This window comes from Deltaproteobacteria bacterium (assembly GCA_028818775.1).
Classification (GTDB): Bacteria; Desulfobacterota; Binatia; order UBA9968; family JAJDTQ01; genus JAJDTQ01.
In genome coordinates, this window is sequence record JAPPNE010000035.1 from 1 (window position 1) to 20,294 (window position 20,294).

Sequence of the window (20,294 nt, forward strand, 5' to 3'; positions counted from 1 at the left end):
GTAATGTATGCCGGGCGCTTCGTGGAGACCGGCGCCATGGTCGAGGTCATCGACGCACCGCGGCACCCCTACACCATCGGGCTGCTCAACTCCACGGTCCATGCCGGCAGCGAGCGAGGCAAACTGGCGCCGATACCCGGCGCGCCTCCGGACCTGCTGGACATGCCTTCGGGCTGTGCCTTCGCGCCCCGTTGCCCGAGGGTCGTCGCGGCGTGCCGCGAGCGGGTGCCGGGCCTGGAGGAACTCGCCCCGGGCCGGTCGGCGCGCTGCCCGCGCACGGGGATGCCGGGTTGCTGAAAGAAACAAGACAGGCATTGAGGACGCTAACGGAGGAACATCATGGCAAACAACGTCGAAGGACCGCTCTACTACGAACGCATGGGACGCAAGGGGCCGGTCATGGCCTTCGTCCATCCCAACCCCATGGACCAGTCGTGCTGGATCTTCCAGATGGCGCACCTGTCCACGTGGTATCGGTGTATCAGCATCGACATTCCAGGGTACGGCCGCTCGCCCAAGGGGGCCGAGGGGCTCAGCATGGACGACATGGCCGCGGCGTGCTGGGAGGCCGTGGACGACGCGCTGCCGGGAGAGACCGCTATCCTCGTCGGATGTTCCACGGGTTCGGCCATCAGCCCCTTCATGTACCACCAGCGTCCTGACCGCACCGCCGCCATGATCCTGACGGGCACGGGCTACACTCCCGGCAAGGAGTTCGCGCAGCGGCGCATTGACGCCTACACCGCCCTGGGGGTCGACTACCGCTGGCGTTACACCTTCGAGGACCTGAGCCCTGCGTTCCGCGCGACGCCGCTGGCGCACTTCTTTGCCAACCTGTTCGCCGAACGCAACAAGTTCGCCGACGTGGCGACCATCATCCACCAGTTCCGCGCGCTGCAGACGCAGGAGCCCGAGGGGCATCACGCACACATCGCCTGCCCGGTCATCATCCTCACCGGCAGCGAGGACGGAGCCCATCCGACTGCTTTCGCGCTGCAGGAGCGTATCCCCGGCTGCGAGCTCAAGGTCCTGCCGGGCGCCGGCCATGCTTGCCAGATCGAGCAGCCCTGGCTCTTCGATCGCTTCATGATCGAGTTCCTGGACAAGCACGGGCTCTTCCCGGGGGATCCCAAACCGCTGGCGGGCGGCTTTTGAGGCGCGGGGGACCCAAGCGGCGGGGACTGTCCCGGTCCCGGTGCCACCCGCGCGGTGTTTGACCGGCGCGGCCGGCTGCCCTTATTCTGGCGGACATGTTCCTGCTGGGACCCTATCTGAGACGCGCCCACGCCCGCGCCGAGAGGCGCTGGGCGCGGGAGGTGGAGCGGTGCGTGACTGTGGACCATCTCCGCCAGGTGATGGAGAAACGCGTGCCCCCCATCGTCCGGGAATACTACCGCGGCGGCGCAGACGACGAGATCACCCTCCGGGACAATGTCGAGGCCTTTCGGCGGGAACGGTTCAAGCCGAGATCCGGCGTCCGGCTCGAATCGGTGGACATGCGCACCGAAATCCTCGGCCACGAAATCGAACTGCCCGTGATCGCCGGACCCATCGGCAGCCCCAGAATGATCTGGCCCCTGGGCGAAGCCGTCGCCGCCAGGGCCGTGGGCGAGGCCGGTACCATCTGCACGCTCTCGACGCTCACCGGCACCGACCTGGAGGAGGTCCGGGCCGCCACCGGGGGACCGTGCTGGTTTCAACTCTACCTGGTCGGGGGCGAGGAGGTGGCCGCGCGCGGCATCGCCAGGGCCAAGAGCGCCGGGTACTCCGCCATCGTTCTGACCATCGACACCGCGGTCCCCGGAAACCGTGCGCACCACGAATGGATGGGCGCCTCGCGCGCCATCAACGGGACCCCGGGCCAGAAGCTCGCGTTCGCGCCGCAGATGCTGCGGCACCTTTCGTGGCTCAAGAGCTACTACTCCGACGGCGGGATGATGCAGTTCCGCAACGTGATCCTGAAGGACGGCACACCCATGCCGTACACCGACATTGGCACACAACTCCGTGCTTCAGCCGTCACCTGGGAACATATACCGTGGGTCCGCGAGCACTGGGGCGATGCGCCGATCGTCATCAAGGGCGTCCAATGCGTCGAAGACGCCCGGCTCGCCGTCGAGCACGGCGCCGACGCCATCGTGGTCTCCAACCACGGCGGCCGGCAACTGGACCGCGTCTACCCCACCCTCTACATGCTGAAGGAGATCGCCCCGGCGCTGAAGGGTTCGAGCGTGAAGATCCTGCTGGATGGCGGCATCCGCTCCGGCGCCGACGTCGTCATCGCCCTGGCGCACGGCGCTCACGCCGTGCTCGCGGGACGCGCTTACACCTACGGTCTCGGCGCGGGGGGCCTCGCGGGTGTCCGCAAGGCGTTCTCGATCATGAGAAAGGAAATAGAAGACACCATGCGGCTCCTGGGCTGCGCTTCCATCCACGAACTGCGGGCGGACACCCACGTCCTTCCCCATCCCTTTGAAGCCCGTCCTTGAAGGCGATCGCGATTCGGCCGCGACAGCACCTGCCGGTTGCCCTCCGCGAATGCCGCTCCATTAAACCAGTTCGCGAAGCCGTCATCATTTTCGTGCATTCTCGGCGAATTTCACCAATCGGCAGTGGATACCGTTCACGAATCGCCAAGAATCCGCCAACCGTCCGCGTTGCGGCATTTGCGTCTGCTACAAAAATGTAACACAGTAACCTACGCTTCGTTATATGATCCTGCAATAAAGTCTGTTAAAATTCACCGCGATGCTCTCCTCCCCAAAGGCCAAGGGTTAACCAACATCGGAGGTTCTATGGGTAGGCCAAAGGAATTCGACGAACACGACGCGTTGATGAAAGCCATGCACTTGTTTTGGGTGCACGGCTACAAGGCCACCTCGATCCAGGATCTTGTAGACGGCATGGGCATAGGCCGTGGGAGCCTCTACGGTACATTCGGCGGCAAACGCTCTCTCTTCATGAGAGCGTTGCGCCACTACGACAGGGAGCGTGAGGAGCACTTGGCACAGCTTGCCGAGGAAATGGAGCCCCGCAAGGCCCTGCTGGCTACGTTCGAGGGGGTCGTAGACTCCGTGCTGACCAACGGTGGACGCGACGGATGCTTCCTCGTCAACACCGCTCTCGAGCTGGCGGCGCACGACGCGGAGATTGCCTCCGTTGTCGCGAGTGCATTCGCGGATTCCGAGGGCTTCTTCCGCATGATGATCGAGCGCGGGCAAGCCTCCAGTGCGATCCCGCGCGACGTGGACGCCCCTGCCACCGCCCGAGCACTGCTGACGCTGTTGCTGGGCTTGTTCGTGCTTTCGAGGAGCCGCCCGGAAACCGTATTGCTGCGGTCCGTCGTGCAGCAGGCGGACGCCTTGATCCACGGCGCCAACTGAACGACCTCCCTCCGCCGAGACAAAACGACACCTCCAGCCCGAAACGCCCCACGGCCGGCAGGCCAACCCGCCCTGCTCACGACCGCGCGGTCGCGCGCGCCGCTTCCTCCATCAGCTCCTCGGGCAAGTCGTCGAATGACGTATAGTTGAGTGCATAAAGCCGCGCGTACAAGCCTTTTCGCGCGATCAACTCGTGGTGCGTGCCGGTTTCCACGATGCGCCCTTCCTGCAGCACGATGATGCGGTCCACGTCGCGCACGGTGGCAAGCCGGTGGGCGATGACGATGCCGGTGCGCCCTTCCAGGAGCGCGGTCAGGCCGATCTGGATCTGCCGTTCGGTATAGGAATCGATGTTGGCGGTGGCTTCGTCCAGCACGAGCACTCGGGCGTCCGCCACCAAGGCGCGGGCAAAGCTCAGGAGCTGGCGCTGTCCCAACGACAGGTTGCCGCCTCCCTGGTCCAGCACGGTGTCGTACCCGTCCGGCCAGCGCATGATGAAGTCATGGGCGCCGACGATCCGGGCCGCCCGCTCGACGTCCCGGTCGGTGGCGCCGGTGGTGCGGAAGCGGATGTTCTCCCGGATCGTGCCGGTGAACAGGAAGGGGTCCTGCAGCACCATGGCGATATGCCGGCCCAGGGACGCCGCCGCGTAGTCGCGGACGTCGCGCCCGTCGAGCAGGATGGCCCCCTCCCACACGTCGTAGAAGCGGTGCAGCAGCGCCGTGGTGCTGGTCTTGCCGGAGCCCGTGGGCCCCACCAGCGCCACGGTCTCACCGGGCTCGATGGTGAAGTTGAGGTCCTTGAGCACCGGCTGGTTCTTCTCGTAGCCGAAGGTGACGCCGCGAAATTCGATGCGGCCCTCGACGTTTTCCGGCGCGATGGCGTCGGGCCGGTCGTTGATGGCCAGCGGCACGTCCAGCACCTCGAAGATGCGCTGGCCCGAGGCCATGGCCCGCTGCATGACGCTGTACTGGATGGTGAGGGAGCGGATGGGGTCGAAGAACCGCTGCACGTAGAACAGGAAGGCGACCATCACGCCGATGTCCAGGGCGTCGTCGAGCACCAGTGCGCCGCCCACGACGATGACCACGCCCCAGGCCGCACCGGTAAGCGTATCGACGATGGGCACCATGACCTGGGCGTATTGCGCCGAGCGCAGGTGGGCGTTCAGGTTCTCCGTGGCCTTCTCGTCGTAGAGCTCGAAGTTGACGGTCTCGCGCCGCATCCCCTGGACCGTGCGCACCGCGTGAATGCCCTCGGCCAGAGCGCCGTTGGCGATGGAGTTGGTCTCCCGCGCGCGGCGGAAGGCGGCGCGCGCCCGCGGCAGCCATATCAGCCGCACGAACAACAGTACCGGCACCACCGAGAGCGTCAGCAGCCCGAGCTGGAAGTCGAGCCACAGCATGATGCCGACGATGCCGAACAGCAGCACCAAGTCTCCCAGGGCGGTGATGGAGTTCTCCAGAAACTCCTGGAGCGAATACACGTCGCCCTGCAGGCGCGACATCATGCGGCCCACCTCGGTCTTGTCCATGAAGGCCATGGCGACGTACTGGAGATGGACGAACATGGCCCGGCGCAGGTCGAAGATGACCTCCTCCCCGGTGCGGCTCACGATCCAGTCCTGGACGTAACTGGCGCCGTAGTTGAGCAGGATCGCCACGAAAAAGGCCAGCACCACCAGCCACAGGAGGGAAGCGTCCCCGCCCGCGGGAATGATGGCGTGGTCGATGGCGTGGCGGATGATCAGGGGAATCGCCAACTGCGCGCCGGTGAAGAGCAGCAGCGCGGCCATGGCGGTATAGAGGCGCCGCCGGTAGGGGTAGACGTAGGCAAAGAAGCGCCGGATGACGTGCCGGTCGAAGGCGGCGCCGAACATCTCCTCGTCGCGGCTGATCTGCGAGCCCACCACGGCCCGCGGCGGACGCTCCCTGCCGCCCCAGGCCTTCGGCGGGGTCATGTGTCGCTTGCCTCCCGCACCCCGGCTTCCGCCGCGAGATCGACGACGTCCTGGAGCGGGCCGTCGAGGGTCTGCAGGGCGAACAGCGCCGCGTACCGGCCGCGCAGGGCCACCAGCTCATCGTGGGTGCCGCGCTCCACGATCCTTCCGTTCTCGATGAAGAGGATCTCGTCGGCATGGCGCAGCGCCCCGAGACGGTGCGATACGATCAGCGTCGCGCAGTTGGCGGTGTGTTCCCCGAGCGCTTCGCGAATGCGCTGCTCGGTGCCGGCGTCGATGGCCGCCATGGAATCGTCGAGCACCAGCACCGCGGGGCGGAGCATGGCGGTGCGCGCGATGGCCACCCGCTGCTTCTGGCCGCCGGAAAGCGACACGCCGCGTTCTCCCACCAACGTCTCGTACCGCTCCGGCAACTGGTCGATGAACCCGTCGATCTGGGCGGTGGCGGCGGACCCCTCGATGGCCGCGTCATCCGCCCACGGATCGCCGTAGGCGATGTTGTTCTCCAGCGACGAGGTGAACAGGAACGGGTCCTGCTGCACCACGCGCACGGCGCGGCGCAGGGACTCGAGGGTGACGTCGCGGATGTCCTGGCCGTCCACGGTGATGCGCCCGCCGGTGACGTCGTAGTAGCGCGGCAGCAGGTGCGCGATGGTGGACTTGCCGCTGCCGGGGGGGCCGACGATGCCCAGGGTCCTGCCCCGTTCCACCCGGAACGAAACCCGCTCCAGGATCGGCGGCGAACCCTCCCCGGGATAGGCAAAGGAGACGTCCTCGAACTCCAGGACTCCGCCGGTGACCTCCAGGGGCCTCGCGTCCTCGCGGTCCCGGATCGGCGCCGCGAGATCCAGCACGGCGAACAGCCGCGAGCCGCAGGTGGAAGCGCGCGCGAACGCGTTCACCACCATGCCGAGCTGCCGCACCGGCTGCTGGAGAATGGTCATGAAGGTGAGAAACTCGGTCAGCGTGCCCACTGTCATGTAGCCGTTGATCACCCGCGACCCGCCCACCCACAGCACCAGTCCCATGGCGGCGAAGAAGGCGAAGTTCATGGCGGTGGTGGAGGAGACCCGCGTGCGGATGCGCCGTTCCGCCAGTGCCAGCGCGTGGTCCGAGGCGCCCTGGTACTTGTCCAGCTCGTAGGGCTCGGCGCCGAAGGCGCGCACCACCCGGATGCCGGTGAGGTTCTCGTCCATGATACGGCCCAGCACCCCCATCCGCTCCTGGAGCGCGAACCACATCTCGCGCAGTTTCAGCCGAACGGTGGTGGAGCGCCATGCCACGAACGGCACGAAGCTCAGGCTCAGGAAGCCGAGGAACAGGTCCGTGGACAGCAGCCGGTAGGCGCCCACGCCGACGAGGATCACGAACAGCAAGACCCGCAGCACCCCCATGTTCATGAAGGACCGCACCCCTTCCAGGTCGAGCATGCCGCGGGTGATCAGCTCGCCCGTGTGCACGCGGTCGTGGAAGGAGAAGTTCAGGTACTGGAGCTTGTCGTAGAACGCCATCCGGAGCTGGTAGGCGAGGTGGTGCCCCAGGGTCTCGCCGCAGTAGTTGTGGGTGAGGGTGAAAAGGCCGCGCAGGGTCGAGACCCCCAGCAGCATCAACGCGGTGCCGTAGAGGTAGTCGAGCGCCGCCTCGTCCGACACCGCCCCGCTCTCCAGCAACCCGACGGCGCCGTCGACGGCGTCCCCGAGGTACTGGGGGATCATGAGCTGGAAGGTCGCCGCGATGACGGTGGCCACCGCACCCAGGACGAGCCTGAACCGCTGCCGCGCCGCGAGCTTGAAGATGCGCCACAGGACCGCGAGGTCGTCGGTGGCGTCGCGGTCCTTGTCGATGTCCATGCCGGCGTACGCGCGTGCGTACACCTTCTTTTCGGGCGGCCGGTCCGCGCCGTTGCCGGAAGCCGCCCCGTTCGGCTGGGTGTCCATCGTGGCCATCTGTGAAGACGAGGCGCGCCGGTTCCCTCCTCCGAAACCCGCGACGCCGCCGTATCCGCTCAAACGTTGTTCAAGATAGTTCCTGCGCGTGCCGCGGTCAAACCGGCGTTCCCGGCAAGCCTAAAGTAACCGGTCCACCACCATCATCACCACCGCGAGCACGACCACGCCCACCACCACCGTCTGGAGCCGGCGCGGCTCCATCCGCTTGCACAGGGCGGCGCCGTAGTGAACCCCCGCGAGCGATCCCACGGACATGAACGCGGCCGCGGCGAGATCCACGTCCTGTGCGCCCTGTCCCCGGCCGATGAAGGCGTAGAGCGTGGACATGACCGTCATCAGCAGCACCGCGACGAAGATCGACGTACCCACGTAGCGCGACGTCTCCCGGTAGAACAGCAGCAGCGACGGGATGATCAGGATGCCGCCCCCGACCGAAGTCATGCCCATCACCGCCCCCACGAGGAAAAGGCACGGGAACTTCACCACCGCGCCGCGCCGGGACGAGAGGAAACGCGTATCCAACCGGTTGTAGTCGAAGAGCAGCGCCACCAGCGCGAAGCTGATGGACGCCATCACCATGTAGCTGACGATCTCCTGGAGCATCTCGACCCCGCTCGGAGAGAGCGAGACCCGGCTCCATTTCACCGCCAGGGCGCCCACCAGCACCCCGGGCACGGCCGCCAGGAAGAACCGGATGCCCACTTCGAGGTTCAGGGTCCCTTGCCGGTAGTGCCGGAAGCCGGCCCAGATCTTGGTGAGAACGCCGTAGAGCCCGGCCGTCCCCACCGCCGCGATGGGCTCCAGCTTGACGACCAGCAGCAGGAACGGGACCGTCAGCACGCCGCCGCCGATGCCCGTCAGCCCAATGAGAAAGCCCAACACAACGCCGGAAAGGAGGAGCAGGATGACGTCGGAGAGGATGATCTCGGGCATGGTGGTTTCTGCCGCACGCCTCAGCGAAACCCACGGACCAATCGGCAGGGGTGATGTCGTCGGAAGCGGGATCGGGGGTGGGATTCCCTACACTCTTAACGCATGCGCCTCGGTCGTGTCCAGGACGACCCGGTCGAGTGCGGCATCGTCCTGGACTTGACGAAGGGCTTGAGACCAACGCGGTGCGGGCCGCATGTTGACAGGTTCCTTCGGCAAGGGTACGAACTGCCCAGAACTCGGGCCGGCCCAATGGATTACGGCGTATTCGATCATCTCGACCGCGGCGACCTGCCGCTGACGGAGTACTACGAGGCGCGACTCCGGCTCGTGGAGGCGTACGATCGGGAGGGATTCTACGCCTACCACCTGGCAGAGCACCACTCGACGCCGCTCGGCATGGCGCCGTCGCCGAGCGTCTTCCTGGCCGCTGTCGCGCAGCGCACCCGGCGGCTCCGCTTCGGCCCCATGGTCTACGCGCTGCCGCTGTACCATCCCATCCGGCTGATCGAGGAGATCTGCATGCTCGACCAGATGAGCGGCGGGCGGCTCGACATCGGCTTCGGGCGCGGTGCGTCCCCCATCGAGCTGGCGGCGTACGGCCAGGATCCCAAGCAGGCCCAGCGCGTCTACGCGGAGGGCGTCGACCTCATCCTCCAAGGACTCACACGGAAGACTCTCGACTTCGCCGGGGAGTTCTTCACCTTCAGGGACGTACCCATGGAGCTCGAACCGTTGCAGCGGCCCCATCCGCCGCTGTGGTACGGCGTCCACTCCACGGAGAGCGCCGAACGGGCCGCCCGCCGCCGGCTCAACATCGTGAGCCTGGACCCGGCGCAGCCCACCCGTACCTTCACCGACCGGTTCCGCGAGGTCTGGAACGAACTCCACGGGAACGGTGCGGACCTGCCCAAGATCGGGTTGGGCCGCTTCATCGTCGTGGCCGACGACGATGAAACCGCCCTGCGCATCGCGCGGCGCGCCTACCCCGTGTGGCACCGGAGCTTCACCTACCTGTTCCGCCTCCGGGGCAGTTCTCCCAACCACCCGCGCCCGCCCGACTTCGACGGCGCCATCGCTTCCGGCCAAGGCGTTGCCGGCGCCCCGGACACGGTGAAGACCCTCCTCCGCGCGCAACTCCGAGGCGCCGGCGCCAACTACTTCATCGGCCAGTTCGCCTTCGGCGACATCTCCCTCGACGAAGCCCTCCGCTCCGTGGACCTGTTCGCCGAACACGTCGCGCCGGGCCTGGACTGACCGGGCCACAAGTCCAAGATCTGACCCTGTCGCTGGTAACCTCAGGATTCAGAAGAGGATTTCCCAACACTCCTCAAGCGAAGCGACGCCCACGAGCTCCGGCTGTTCGACATGCGGCAACTGCCGGCAGTTCCCCTGCGGCAGGATGCACCTGCGGAAGCCGAGCTTGCCCGCTTCCGCCACCCGCGCCTCGGCCCGCGTCACGGTGCGGATCTCCCCGGCCAGTCCCAGCTCTCCGACGAAGACGGCGTGCGGGTCCAGAGGCCGGTCCAGCGCGCTCGACGCCACTCCCGCCGCGATCCCCAGGTCCACCGCGGGTTCCGACACGCTGACACCGCCGGCGACGTTGATGAACACATCCTTGTCGTAGAAGTTCATCCCCTTGCGCTTCTCCAGGATGGCGAGGATCAGCGCCACCCGGTTGGTGTCGACGCCGATGCACGTGCGCCTGGGAAGGTTCAGGTAGGACCGCGTCACCAGCGACTGGATCTCCACCAGGATCGGGCGCGTACCCTCCATGCTCGGCACCACCACCGAGCCGGACCCGCCCAGGGGGCGCTCGGAGAGGAAGATCTGCGAGGGGTTGGGCACCTCGCGAAGCCCCGCCTCCTGCATCTCGAACACGCCGATCTCGTTGGTGGAGCCGAAGCGGTTCTTCACCGCGCGCAGGATGCGGAAGCTGTGGCCGCGTTCGCCCTCGAAATAGAGCACCGTGTCCACCATGTGCTCCAGGACGCGCGGGCCGGCGATGGCCCCGTCCTTGGTCACGTGCCCCACCAGGAAAGTGCCAACGCCGCTCTTCTTGGCCAGGGAGATCAGCGCGCTGGAACATTCCCGGACCTGTCCGATGCTTCCGGGCGCCGAAGGGATGGCCGAGGTGTGCACCGTCTGGATGGAGTCCACCACCAGCACCGCGGGGTTGACCGCCTTGACCTGTTCCAGGATGCGCTCCAGCGAGGTCTCACTCAGCACCAGCAGGCTTGAAGCGCCCAGGGCGATCCGCCGGGCGCGCATCTTGACCTGCTGCTCGGATTCCTCGCCCGAGACGTAGAGGCAGGGGGAACCGTCCCGGCTCAGGGCCGCCACCGCCTGGAGCAGCAGCGTCGACTTGCCGATGCCGGGGTCGCCGCCGATGAGCACCGCCGAGCCGTCCACCAGCCCGCCGCCGAGCACCCGGTCGAACTCCTCGATGCCGGAACGCATGCGCCGGTCCGTGTCCGCCGTCACCGCGTCGATGGGCGACGGCGCGTGCGCCGGCCCGGCCTCGCCGCCGCGCGCACCCGGCTCCACCGTGACCGCTTCCTCCACCAGCGAGTTCCACTGCCCGCAGTCCGGACACCGCCCGAGCCACTTGGGCGACTGGAAACCGCAGTTCTGACACTCGTAGACGACCCGCGCTCGCGCCATGCACCACTCCCTTCCGTGCGGCTGTTCATCATAGGGTGGACGCAAGACGAATGCCAATGTTTCAATTGCTCGCGGTTTCCCCGGACTGTTACCATGGGAGTGTCCCATGGCCGCCTACCTCCACATCGACATGGACTCCTTCTACGTCTCCGTGGAACGGGTCCTGGACCCGTCTCTGGAAGGCAAGCCGGTGATGGTCGGAGGCGCCGGCCGCGGGGTGGTGACTTCGGCGTCCTACGAGGCGCGCCAGTACGGAGTGCGCTCCGCCATGCCCGGCTTCCAGGCACGCCGGCTCTGCCCCGACGGCATCTTCGTGCCCGGCCGGCGCGGGGTCTACAGCGAGTTTTCCAAGAAGGTGTTCGACCTGCTGCGCTCGTTCTCGCCGGACGTGCGCGCGTACTCCATCGACGAGGGGCTCGTCAATCTCACCGGTACCGAGAAGCTGATGGGCCATCCCGTGGGCACGGCGCACGAGATCATCGGGCGCATCCGGCAGGAGCTGGGGCTGCCGTCGTCCGGCGGCCTCGCCACGCACCCGACCCTGGCCAAGATCGCCGCCACCGCCGTGAAGCCCCGCGGCCTGCTCTACGTGCCGCCCGGCTCCGAGGAGCGTTTCCTGGGGCCGCTGGACGTGTCGGTCATCCCCGGCGTCGGCCCCAAGACGCACCGCGAACTGGTGAGCCGCGGCGTCGCCACGGTGGCCCAGCTTCTTGCCCATCCCCGCCTGGGCAAGCGCTACCTGAACCTGGAGCGGGGGGGCGACGCCCATCACGCACACGAGCACTCGATCGGAAGCGAGACCACGCTGTGGCAGCCGCTCACGGAGCCCGCGGCCATGGAGCAGGTGCTGGGCGGGCTCGTGGGCGATGTGGCCGCCAGACTGCGCCGCCAGAGCAGCCGCGCCCGGCGCATCACCGTCAAGATCCGCTATTCCGACTTCAAGACCATCACCCGGTCGCGCACCCTGAAGGCGCCCACCTGCTTCGACGTGGACATCCTCAAGGTGGCCTGTGAGTTGCTCGCGGGGAACCTCACGCCGGGCAGACCCGTACGCCTCCTCGGCATCAGCACGAGCGGCATCACCACCGAAGGCTGGCAGGACTCGATCTTCGACTACCGCGAGCGCGCCTCCATGGACAAGCTCTACAAGGGGATCGACACACTACAGGACAAGTACGGCAAGGGGACCGTAACGCTGGGGGCGGGGAAGCGCCGCTCGGATTAGCCTCTTGCGATCTTCCGTCATTCCCGCGGAACAGGCTGTGTCAGAACTCCGCTCGGGCAAGAAAGGACACCCACGCCCGAAACGTCATTCCCGCGGAAGCGGGAATCCAGGGGTGGAGAGGAACCGATAGAGCAACCATGACCGACACATCATCACAACACCCGTTCCTCGCCGCCTGCCGGCGCGTCAAGACCCCCTACACTCCCGTGTGGCTCATGCGCCAAGCCGGACGTTACATGAAGGAGTACCGCGACGTAAGGGCCAAGGTCGGCTTCCTGGAACTCTGCAAGACGCCCGACCTCGTCGCCGAAGTGACGGTGACGCCGGTGGAGCGTCTCGACGTGGACGCCGCCATCCTGTTCGCCGATATCCTCCTGCTGTTGGAGCCCATGGGCGTCGGGCTGGAGTACGCCACCGGCGGACCGGTGATCGAGCGGCCGGTGAGGACCGGCGCGGACCTCGACGCGCTGCGCGACCCGGTCCCCGAGGAGTCCCTGGCCTACGTCTACGCCGCCGTCCGCAGCACCCGTGTCGCGCTGGCCGGGCGCGTGCCCCTGATCGGCTTCTGCGGCGCCCCGTTCACGCTGGCCTCGTACCTGATCGAAGGGGGTGCCTCGCGCAACTACATCCACACCAAGCGGCTGTTCCAGACCGACCCCGGCGCCTGGAGAGCGCTCATGGACCGGCTCGTGGACGCCACCGTGTCCTACGTCAACGCCCAGATCGAGGCCGGCATCGAGGCCCTCCAGGTGTTCGATAGCTGGGTGGGCTGCATGGCGCCCGGCGACTACCGGGAATACGTGCTGCCGCACATGCGCCGGCTGATGGCGGCGGTCACCCCCGGCGTCCCGGTCATCCACTTCGGCACCGCCACCAGTGGCCTATTGGAGCTCATGCGCGAGGCCGGCAGCGACGTGATGGGCGTGGACTGGCGCGTGGACCTGGACGAGGCCTGGAGCCGCGTGGGCCACGACGTCGCCATCCAGGGCAACCTCGACCCGGTAGCCCTGTTCGGCCCCCCCGCCGAGATCCGTCGCCGCGTCAAGGACATCCTCCAACGCGCCGAAGGCCGCCCCGGCCACATCTTCAACCTCGGCCACGGCATACTGCCGGAGACCCCGGTGGACCACGTCCGGGCCATGGTGGACGCAGTGCACGAGCTCAGCGGATAGAGCCAAAACTGTAATCGATTCGGTTGACTTCGCCGCTGAACCCAAGATCTGACCCGCGAATGCGCCGGAAATGAGCAAGCACGTCATCGTCATCGGCGGAGGCATATCGGGTCTGGCCGCCGCGCACCGGCTGACGGAATTGAGCCGCGCCGGCCCGTTGGAACTGAAGGTCACGCTGCTGGAGGCGTCCGACCGGCTCGGCGGCGTCATTGCCACCGAGCATACAGACGATCTTCTCCTGGAACTCGGCCCCGATTCCTACATCACCGACAAGCCCGCCGCATTGCGCCTCTGTGAGCGTCTGGGCCTCACCGACCGCCTCATCGCACCGCAACACGCGGACGGGCTGAAGCTCTACACCGTCCACCGCGGCCGTCTGGAGCCACTCCCGGAAGGGTTCCTGCTGATGGCCCCGACCCGCGTGGGCTCGGTGCTGCGCAGCCCGCTGTTCTCCTGGGGCGGCAAGCTGCGCATGGGGCTGGAGCCCCTCATCCCCAGGCGCTCGGGCGACGGCGACGAGAGCCTCGCATCGTTCGTGCGCCGCCGGCTGGGCCGGGAAGTCCTGGAGCGTGTCGCGCAGCCCCTCATCGGCGGCATCTACGCCTCGGACCCCGAGCACCTCAGCCTCGCCGCCACCATGCCCCGGTTCCCGGAAATGGAGCGCAACCACGGCAGCGTCATTCTCGGGAGCCGCCAAGCGCAGAAACGCCGCGCACAGTCCACCAGCGAGACCGGCGCCCGCTGGAGCCTGTTCGTCAGCATCGACGGCGGCATGGAAGTGCTGGTGCGCAGCATCGAGGAAGCCCTCGGCCCCGGGGTGGTGCGGCTTGGGGAGGCGGTCCGGGAGCTGTCCTGGGACGCGGCCGCAGGCCGCTGGCGCGTCGCCACCGAGCGGGCCGGTTCGGATCAAAGTTCCAGCGGACTGGAAGCCGACGCCGTCATCTGCACCCTGCCGGCAGGTATCGCCGCGAAAACCCTGACAGCACTGGACCCCGAGTTGGCCAAGGAGCTCAACGCGATTCCCTTCTCGTCCACCGCCACTGTCAACCTCGCATACCGCCGCGACGATATCGCCCATCCCCTGGACGGCTACGGCTTCGTGGTCCCTCATGTGGAGGAGCGGAAGATCATGGCCTGCACGTTCAGCAGCGTGAAGTACGCTGGCCGTGCTCCGGAAGACGTCGCCCTGTTGCGCTGCTTCGTCGGTAGCGCCCTGCAACCCCACCTGCTCGACCAGTCGGACGAATCAATGGAGGCCCAGGTGCACGACGACCTGACCGCCCTCCTCGGAATGTCCAGCGAACCAATTCTCCGCCGCACCACCCGCTATCCGGACTGCATGCCCCAGTACAACGTCGGCCACTTGGCACGCGTGGAGAGAATCGACAGCAAACTTAGGCACTTTCCCACCCTCGCCCTCGCCGGCAAGAGCTATCGGGGCGTCGGCATTGCCGACTGCATTACGAGCGGCGAAACGGCAGCGGTGACGATTGTGGAGAAGCTTCCACACGAGGCGTGATCAAGGACTTCCCTCGACATTTCCGTACCCAAGATGTCACTTTGGCGTTGCCGTTTTCTTCGACAAGAGAATTTTTGCCAAAAATTCCATTGCCAAACCGCGGTTTCCATCCAGGGGGAGGGATGCCGCGACGCCACTGCTGATACGGGATGCAGTCCGTGGAATCAGCCGTCACCGATCCTCTGCCTGCTCAACGTCGGTTCATACAGCATCTGAATCACCACCCCATCCGGGTCCGCGCAGTAGAACGAGGCGCTGCCGTCGCGGTGGCGCTTGAACGGCTTGATGATGGTGACCTGCTGGGCGCGGAACTCGGCTTCCAGTTCCTGGACACGGTCGATGTCGGAGACGATGAAGCCCAGATGGTCCAGGGAGGAGGTGGCGGCGTTGGGGGCGCGACCTTCGGGGCTTTCGTGGAGGGCGAGGTTGTCGGGGCCGGAGCTCAGGTAGGCGTTCTGGGGATCGGGCTGCCAGACGACCTCCATGCCCAGGACGTTCTGGTAAAAGATTTTGGAGCGTTCCACGTCCTTGACGTTGAGGGCGATGTGGCGCATTCCCATGAGGCCGCTGAGCGCCTTGGGCATGGTTTCGTCCTTGCTGGAGTTGGTACGAGGCCGGCGCGTGGCCGGCCTCGCTTGTGGAACTTAGTCGGACGGCGCCTTAGCTGCCGAGGGCGTCCTGGATGGCGCGGGCGGTGTTGAGCCGGGCCAGGTGGGCGCGGAACTCGCCGGACGCGTGGATGTCGTCGAGAGCGTCGACGCCGTCGGCCACCCCCGCCGCGGCCGCGGTGATGTTGTCGGCGCTCAGCGCCTTGCCCTTGAGCTGGTCCTCCACCGCGGTGGCGCGGAAGGGCGCACCGCCGAGGCCGGTGACACCGATGCCGATGTCGGTGCAGGTGTCGCCGTCGGTCCGCAGGCACACGGCGATGCCGACGATGGCGAAGCCCGAGGCCTTCTGCTTGACCTTGCGATAGGCGGCGCGGGTGCCGGCGGCGGCCGCGGGGACGCTCACCCCGGTCAGGATCTCGTTGGCCTCGATGGCGCTGGTCAGGGGGCCGAGGAAGAAGTCCCCGGCGGCCACCGAGCGAGAGCCGCCGCTGCTCGTCAGCGTCACCTCGGCGCCCGCGGCCAACAGCGCCGCGGGCCAGTCCGCGGCCGGGTCCGCGTGGACCACGCTGCCGCCGATGGTGCCGCGGTTGCGCACCTGGGGGTCGCCGATGCTGCCGGCCACCTTGGCCAGCAGCGCGCAGTTCTCGTTGACCTCGCTCGACGTCTCCACCTGGTGATGGGTCACCAGCGCGCCGATGTGCAGCGTGCCGCCGTCCACCTGGATCCGCCGCAGGGAGTCTAGCCGCTTGAGGTCGATGACCACTCCTGGCTGGGCCAGCCTGAGCTTCATCATCGGCAACAGGCTGTGTCCCCCGGCCATCACCTTGGCGTTGTCGCCGGCCTCCGCCAGACTGGCGGCCGCGGCCTCGAGGCTGTCCGGAACGATATAGTCGAAGGCTGCTGGTATCATGATCGGCTCTCGCTATCTTCTCGTTTCGTAACGTGTCACTTGTTGCCGCCCTGGCACAGGCGCCAGATCTTCTCGGGCTTTAGCGGCATGTCGATGTGGGTGACCCCGAACGGGGCCAGCGCATCCACCACGGCGTTGACGATGGAGGGCGTGGAGCCGATGGTACCGGCCTCGCCCACTCCCTTGACCCCCATGGGGTTCACCGGCGACGGGGTCTCCGTGCGGTCGAACTCCAGTTGCGGCAGGTCTTCGGCCCGGGCCACGGCGTAATCCATCAGGCTGCCGGTGACGAGCTGGCCGTCCTCGTCGTAGACCACCTCTTCCAGGAGCGCCTGTCCCAGCCCCTGGGCGATGCCGCCCTGCACCTGGCCGTCGACGATCATCGGGTTGATGACCTTGCCGCAGTCGTCCACCGCCACGTATTTCTTGATCTCGATCTCGCCGCTCTGGGTGTCCACCTCCACAACGCAGATGTGCGTGCCGAAGGGGAACGTGAAGTTCGACGGCTCGAACACCGAGGTGGCCTGAAGCCCCGGCTCCATGCCGGCCGGCAGCTTGGTGGCCACGTGGGCCTGGAGGGCGACCTCCTGGATGGTGATGCCCTTGTCGGGCACGCCCTTGACCGTGAACTTGCCGTCCTCGAACTCCAGGTCGTCGGTGCTGCACTCCAGCACGTTGGCGGCGATGGCCTCGGCCTTCTCCCGCACCTTCTGGGTCGCCATGTACACCGCGGTGCCGCCCACGGAGATGCCGCGGCTGCCGAAGGTGCCGATGCCGTTGGGCACCACGGCGGTGTCGCCGTGCAGTACGGCCACGTCCTCGATGGGGACGCCGAGATCGTCGGAGACGATCTGCGCGAAGGTGGTCTCCTCACCCTGGCCGTGGGGCGAGACGCCCGTCAGCACGGTGGCCTTGCCGGTGAAGTCCATGCGCACGGTGCCGCTCTCCCAGCCGCCCGCCGGCAGCGCCGCGGAAGGACCCATGGCGCAGATCTCCACGTAGGTGGAGAAGCCGATGCCCATGTAGCGGCCTTCCGCCCGGAGCCGCTGCTGCTCGGCGCGGAGGTCCTGGTAGCCCACCATCTCCAGCGCCCGGTCCAGCGCCGCCTGGTAGTTGCCGCTGTCGTAGGCGAGCCCGGTGGCCACCTGCAGCGGGAAGTCGGCAGGCTGCGCGAAGTTCTTGCGGCGCAGCTCCACGGGGTCCATGTCCAACTCGCGCGCGATGAGGTCCATGGTGCGCTCGATCACCAGGGTGGCTTCCGGCCGGCCGGCGCCGCGGTAGGCGTCGGTGGCGACCTTGTTGGTGAAGCCGCCGGTGGACGTGAACTTCAGGGTGGGGATCTTGTAGGAGCCGCTGATCATCAGGCCGGTGAGCGGCGGCATCCCCGGCGTGAGTAGCTGGTGGTAGGCGCCGGTGTCCAGCAGGCTGTCGTAGGTGACGCCCAGGATGGTGCCGTCCTTCTTCACGGCGGCTTCCACGGTGCCCACCTGTCCGCGTCCGTGGATCGTCGCCTGGATGTTCTCGCGCCGTCCCTCGATCCACTTCACCGTGCCCTTGAGCTTCATGGCCAGGTGGGCGAGCAGACCCTCTTCCCGGTAGACGTTGAGCTTGCAGCCGAAGCCGCCGCCCACCTCCGGGGCGATGATGCGGATGCGGTGTTCCGGGAAGTTGAGCATCAGCGCCAGCATGGCCCGGAGGAGATGCGGGATCTGGGTCGAGCTCCAGACGGTCAACTCGTCCTCGCCCGGGAAGTAGCGCGCCACCACGCCGCGGGTCTCCACCGGGATCGGCGCCAGCCGCTGGTGGATGAACTTCTGCTTGACGATGACGTCCGCCTCGGCGCGGGCCTTGTCCATGTCCCCGGTGCCGCACTCGAAGGTGAAGGCCTGGTTGCTGTCCCACTGGGAATGGACCAGAGGCGAACCCGGCTCCAGGGCCTTCTCCAGGTCCGAGACCGCCGGCAGCGGCTCGTAGTCCACCTCGATGAGGTCGAGGGCGTCCCGGGCCGTGTACGAGTCGCCGGCCACCGCCACGGCCACCGGCTCCCCGACGTAGCGTACCTCGCCCTGGGCCAGCACCGGGTGCGGCGGCGTGCGCAGCGTCGGATTGGCCGCCGCGCAGGGCACCGAGCCCACGCTGTCGCCGATGTCCGCCCCGGTGACGACGGTGACGACGCCGGGCAACGCCTGGGCCGCGTCCGTGTTGATGCCGTTGATGCGGGCGTGGGCGTGGGGGCTCCGCAGGATGGCCGCGTGCATCACGTCGGCCATGCGGAGATCGTCCACGTAGTGCGACAGCCCCTGCACCAAGCGGGGGTCCTCGCGCCGCTTTACCTTGGTTCCTACGAGCTTGCTTACAGGCATGGCTTATGTCCCAGCTTTCATTTGTTCGGCGGCCTGCTGCACCGCGTCGACGATGTGCTTGTACCCGGTGCACCGGCAGATGTTGCCTTCGAGGCCGCGGCGGATCTCCTCCTCCGACGGGCTCGGCTTCTCCTGCAGGAGCTGCCGCGTGGCCATGATCATGCCCGGCGTGCAGAAGCCGCACTGTAGCCCGTGGCAGTCCCAGAACGCCTCCTGTATCGGATGAAGCCCTTCGTCGGTGGCGAGCGATTCGATGGTCCGGACGTCGCAGCCGTCCGCCTGAACCGCCAGCAGGGTACAGGACTTCACCGCCGCGCCGTCCACCATGACGGTGCAGGCGCCGCACAGGCTCGTCTCGCAACCGATGTGGGTCCCCGTGAGACCCAGCACGTCCCGCAGGTAGTGCACCAGCAACAGGCGCGGCTGGACTTCGTCCGTCCGGCTGACGCCGTTGACTCGAACCTGAATCTTGGTTGTGTTGCTCATGGTCCTCCGTCCTCAGTGGACCGCGAATATACTATTCCGCCAAACCGCAGGTCAACAAGAAATGGGCCTTGGCCGGCCGTCCTTGACGATTCGCCAACGCATGTGACAGATTCCTCGCGGCTGAACACGAACCAAAGACCGGAGGACAAACATGAAGGTATTCATCACCGGGGCCGGCATGCTCGGATGCCACACGGCCAGGGAACTGGTGCGGGCGCGCCACTCGGTCCACATCTACGACCTGAACCCGGACCCCGCCTACGTAGCGGCCATCGCCGGCAAGCAAAGGGTGACCACGGTGCGCGGCGACCTCCTGGACCTGCCCAACCTGATGCGGGCGCTGGCGCGGGCCAAGCCGGACGTGGTGGTGCACACCGCCGGGCTCATCGGCGGCCAGGTGGAGAACCCGCCCTACCGCGGTTTCCACACCAACACCGTGGGGTCGGTGAACGTGTTCGAGGCCTGCCAGCTCGCCGGGGTCAAGCGGCTGGTGCACGTCAGCACCTTCGGGGTCTACGACTGGGCCAACATCCGCAAAGGGCCTGTCACGGAGGCCGCCCCGCGCTGGGGCAACCGCTTCTACCCCTCCACCAAGGTCGCCAACGAGGTCATGCTGGACGCCTACGAGAACTACTACGGCACGGAGTGCGTGCGCATCCGGCCCAGCGGCGTGTACGGCCCCGGCCACTACCGCGGCGGCTCCGGCGGCGGCATCGCCATGAACGATCTGGTGCGCGCGTGCGTGGGTGAGGGACCCGTGGTGCTCGAGAAGCGGCACGTGGGACCCAACGACTTCATCTACGCCGCGGACGTGGGCCGCGGCATCGCCCTGGCGTGCGCCGCCAAGGGCGCGTCCGGCAAGGCCTTCAACATCGCCGTCGGAACGAACTACGGCCCGAAGGATTTCGTCAAGGCGCTGCGCAAGCTTTTACCGGGCCGGAGCGTGGAACTGGCCGAGGGGGCGGACCAAGGGACGGGACGCCCACGGGTAGACATATCCGCCGCGAAAGCGATCCTCGGCTACGAGCCGCAATACACGCTGGAGAAGGGGCTCGCGGACTACATGGAGGTGGTGGGGCGCCACGGCTTCTGGCATTGAGGCCGTGACGGGGTAGCCAACCTCGT

The 20,294-nt window shown here is 67.3% G+C and carries 17 protein-coding genes; 9 read left to right on the forward strand and 8 right to left on the reverse strand.

The annotated features are described in order from the left end of the window. The 4 genes from dppD to OXU42_02765 all read left to right on the forward strand — a co-directional run. A partial coding sequence (gene dppD / locus OXU42_02750) for a dipeptide ABC transporter ATP-binding protein DppD (protein ID MDE0028306.1) occupies positions 1–297 on the forward strand: 297 nt, incomplete at its 5' end. Positions 298–339: 42 nt separating this feature from the next. Continuing rightward, the gene (locus OXU42_02755) at positions 340–1,155 is read left to right on the forward strand and encodes an alpha/beta hydrolase (GenBank protein ID MDE0028307.1); all 816 of its coding nucleotides are present in this window, start codon (positions 340–342) and stop codon (positions 1,153–1,155) included. Positions 1,156–1,250: 95 nt separating this feature from the next. Next, positions 1,251–2,489: an alpha-hydroxy acid oxidase gene (locus OXU42_02760; GenBank protein MDE0028308.1), complete on the forward strand. Its 1,239-nt coding sequence runs from the start codon at positions 1,251–1,253 to the stop codon at positions 2,487–2,489. Between the two features lie 306 nt (positions 2,490–2,795). After that, positions 2,796–3,383, forward strand: coding sequence for a helix-turn-helix domain containing protein (locus tag OXU42_02765; GenBank protein ID MDE0028309.1), 588 nt, complete (start codon positions 2,796–2,798; stop codon positions 3,381–3,383). A gap of 76 nt (positions 3,384–3,459) precedes the next feature. On the opposite strand, the gene OXU42_02770 is transcribed toward OXU42_02765, so the two are convergent. The 3 genes from OXU42_02770 to OXU42_02780 form a co-directional block, all read right to left on the reverse strand. Then, positions 3,460–5,343, reverse strand: coding sequence for an ABC transporter ATP-binding protein (locus tag OXU42_02770; GenBank protein MDE0028310.1), 1,884 nt, complete (start codon positions 5,341–5,343; stop codon positions 3,460–3,462). Beyond that, complete coding sequence (locus OXU42_02775) at positions 5,340–7,193, reverse strand: ABC transporter ATP-binding protein (protein ID MDE0028311.1); 1,854 nt, start codon at positions 7,191–7,193, stop codon at positions 5,340–5,342. The genes OXU42_02770 and OXU42_02775 overlap by 4 nt, the downstream gene beginning before the upstream one ends. A gap of 216 nt (positions 7,194–7,409) precedes the next feature. Then, on the reverse strand, positions 7,410–8,225 hold the full coding sequence (locus tag OXU42_02780; GenBank protein MDE0028312.1) for a sulfite exporter TauE/SafE family protein: 816 nt from the start codon (positions 8,223–8,225) through the stop codon (positions 7,410–7,412). Between the two features lie 249 nt (positions 8,226–8,474). Here OXU42_02780 and OXU42_02785 point away from each other — a divergent pair, with 249 nt between their 5' ends. After that, a complete protein-coding gene (locus tag OXU42_02785; GenBank protein MDE0028313.1) occupies positions 8,475–9,479 on the forward strand; it encodes an LLM class flavin-dependent oxidoreductase in 1,005 nt (334 codons plus the stop codon). A gap of 48 nt (positions 9,480–9,527) precedes the next feature. Here OXU42_02785 and radA read toward each other — a convergent pair whose 3' ends face one another. Then, the gene (gene radA, locus OXU42_02790) at positions 9,528–10,886 is read right to left on the reverse strand and encodes a DNA repair protein RadA (protein ID MDE0028314.1); all 1,359 of its coding nucleotides are present in this window, start codon (positions 10,884–10,886) and stop codon (positions 9,528–9,530) included. A 106-nt stretch (positions 10,887–10,992) separates the two neighbouring features. On the opposite strand from radA, the gene OXU42_02795 reads away from it, so the two are divergent. The 3 genes from OXU42_02795 (at position 10,993) to hemG (ending at position 14,802) form a co-directional block, all read left to right on the forward strand. Beyond that, positions 10,993–12,111, forward strand: a complete 1,119-nt coding sequence (locus OXU42_02795) for a DNA polymerase IV (protein ID MDE0028315.1) — start codon at positions 10,993–10,995, stop codon at positions 12,109–12,111. A 137-nt stretch (positions 12,112–12,248) separates the two neighbouring features. Continuing rightward, complete coding sequence (hemE, locus tag OXU42_02800; GenBank protein MDE0028316.1) at positions 12,249–13,283, forward strand: uroporphyrinogen decarboxylase; 1,035 nt, start codon at positions 12,249–12,251, stop codon at positions 13,281–13,283. A 70-nt stretch (positions 13,284–13,353) separates the two neighbouring features. After that, on the forward strand, positions 13,354–14,802 hold the full coding sequence (hemG, locus tag OXU42_02805; GenBank protein ID MDE0028317.1) for a protoporphyrinogen oxidase: 1,449 nt from the start codon (positions 13,354–13,356) through the stop codon (positions 14,800–14,802). 164 nt (positions 14,803–14,966) lie between these two features. Here hemG and OXU42_02810 read toward each other — a convergent pair whose 3' ends face one another. The 4 genes from OXU42_02810 to OXU42_02825 all read right to left on the reverse strand — a co-directional run bounded on the left by OXU42_02810 (position 14,967) and on the right by OXU42_02825 (position 19,169). Beyond that, complete coding sequence (locus OXU42_02810; GenBank protein MDE0028318.1) at positions 14,967–15,386, reverse strand: VOC family protein; 420 nt, start codon at positions 15,384–15,386, stop codon at positions 14,967–14,969. A gap of 76 nt (positions 15,387–15,462) precedes the next feature. Continuing rightward, positions 15,463–16,320, reverse strand: coding sequence for a xanthine dehydrogenase family protein subunit M (locus tag OXU42_02815; protein MDE0028319.1), 858 nt, complete (start codon positions 16,318–16,320; stop codon positions 15,463–15,465). Between the two features lie 35 nt (positions 16,321–16,355). After that, positions 16,356–18,683: a molybdopterin-dependent oxidoreductase gene (locus OXU42_02820; GenBank protein MDE0028320.1), complete on the reverse strand. Its 2,328-nt coding sequence runs from the start codon at positions 18,681–18,683 to the stop codon at positions 16,356–16,358. 3 nt (positions 18,684–18,686) lie between these two features. Continuing rightward, positions 18,687–19,169 (reverse strand): (2Fe-2S)-binding protein, encoded by a 483-nt coding sequence (locus OXU42_02825; GenBank protein ID MDE0028321.1) that lies wholly within the window; start codon positions 19,167–19,169, stop codon positions 18,687–18,689. Positions 19,170–19,320: 151 nt separating this feature from the next. Between OXU42_02825 and OXU42_02830 the strand changes: the two genes are divergently transcribed. Continuing rightward, the gene (locus tag OXU42_02830; GenBank protein ID MDE0028322.1) at positions 19,321–20,268 is read left to right on the forward strand and encodes an NAD(P)-dependent oxidoreductase; all 948 of its coding nucleotides are present in this window, start codon (positions 19,321–19,323) and stop codon (positions 20,266–20,268) included. Positions 20,269–20,294 lie beyond the last annotated feature (26 nt).

What these genes read in the sequence shown, in the direction of transcription:
- OXU42_02755 (MDE0028307.1), top strand. Translation starts at nt 340, where the DNA reads ATGGCAAACAACGTCGAAGGACCGCTCTACTACGAACGCATGGGACGC.
- OXU42_02760 (MDE0028308.1), top strand. Translation starts at nt 1,251, where the DNA reads ATGTTCCTGCTGGGACCCTATCTGAGACGCGCCCACGCCCGCGCCGAG.
- OXU42_02765 (MDE0028309.1), top strand. Translation starts at nt 2,796, where the DNA reads ATGGGTAGGCCAAAGGAATTCGACGAACACGACGCGTTGATGAAAGCC.
- OXU42_02770 (MDE0028310.1), bottom strand. Translation starts at nt 5,343, where the DNA reads ATGACCCCGCCGAAGGCCTGGGGCGGCAGGGAGCGTCCGCCGCGGGCC.
- OXU42_02775 (MDE0028311.1), bottom strand. Translation starts at nt 7,193, where the DNA reads ATGGACATCGACAAGGACCGCGACGCCACCGACGACCTCGCGGTCCTG.
- OXU42_02780 (MDE0028312.1), bottom strand. Translation starts at nt 8,225, where the DNA reads ATGCCCGAGATCATCCTCTCCGACGTCATCCTGCTCCTCCTTTCCGGC.
- OXU42_02785 (MDE0028313.1), top strand. Translation starts at nt 8,475, where the DNA reads ATGGATTACGGCGTATTCGATCATCTCGACCGCGGCGACCTGCCGCTG.
- radA (MDE0028314.1), bottom strand. Translation starts at nt 10,886, where the DNA reads ATGGCGCGAGCGCGGGTCGTCTACGAGTGTCAGAACTGCGGTTTCCAG.
- OXU42_02795 (MDE0028315.1), top strand. Translation starts at nt 10,993, where the DNA reads ATGGCCGCCTACCTCCACATCGACATGGACTCCTTCTACGTCTCCGTG.
- hemE (MDE0028316.1), top strand. Translation starts at nt 12,249, where the DNA reads ATGACCGACACATCATCACAACACCCGTTCCTCGCCGCCTGCCGGCGC.
- hemG (MDE0028317.1), top strand. Translation starts at nt 13,354, where the DNA reads ATGAGCAAGCACGTCATCGTCATCGGCGGAGGCATATCGGGTCTGGCC.
- OXU42_02810 (MDE0028318.1), bottom strand. Translation starts at nt 15,386, where the DNA reads ATGCCCAAGGCGCTCAGCGGCCTCATGGGAATGCGCCACATCGCCCTC.
- OXU42_02815 (MDE0028319.1), bottom strand. Translation starts at nt 16,320, where the DNA reads ATGATACCAGCAGCCTTCGACTATATCGTTCCGGACAGCCTCGAGGCC.
- OXU42_02820 (MDE0028320.1), bottom strand. Translation starts at nt 18,683, where the DNA reads ATGCCTGTAAGCAAGCTCGTAGGAACCAAGGTAAAGCGGCGCGAGGAC.
- OXU42_02825 (MDE0028321.1), bottom strand. Translation starts at nt 19,169, where the DNA reads ATGAGCAACACAACCAAGATTCAGGTTCGAGTCAACGGCGTCAGCCGG.
- OXU42_02830 (MDE0028322.1), top strand. Translation starts at nt 19,321, where the DNA reads ATGAAGGTATTCATCACCGGGGCCGGCATGCTCGGATGCCACACGGCC.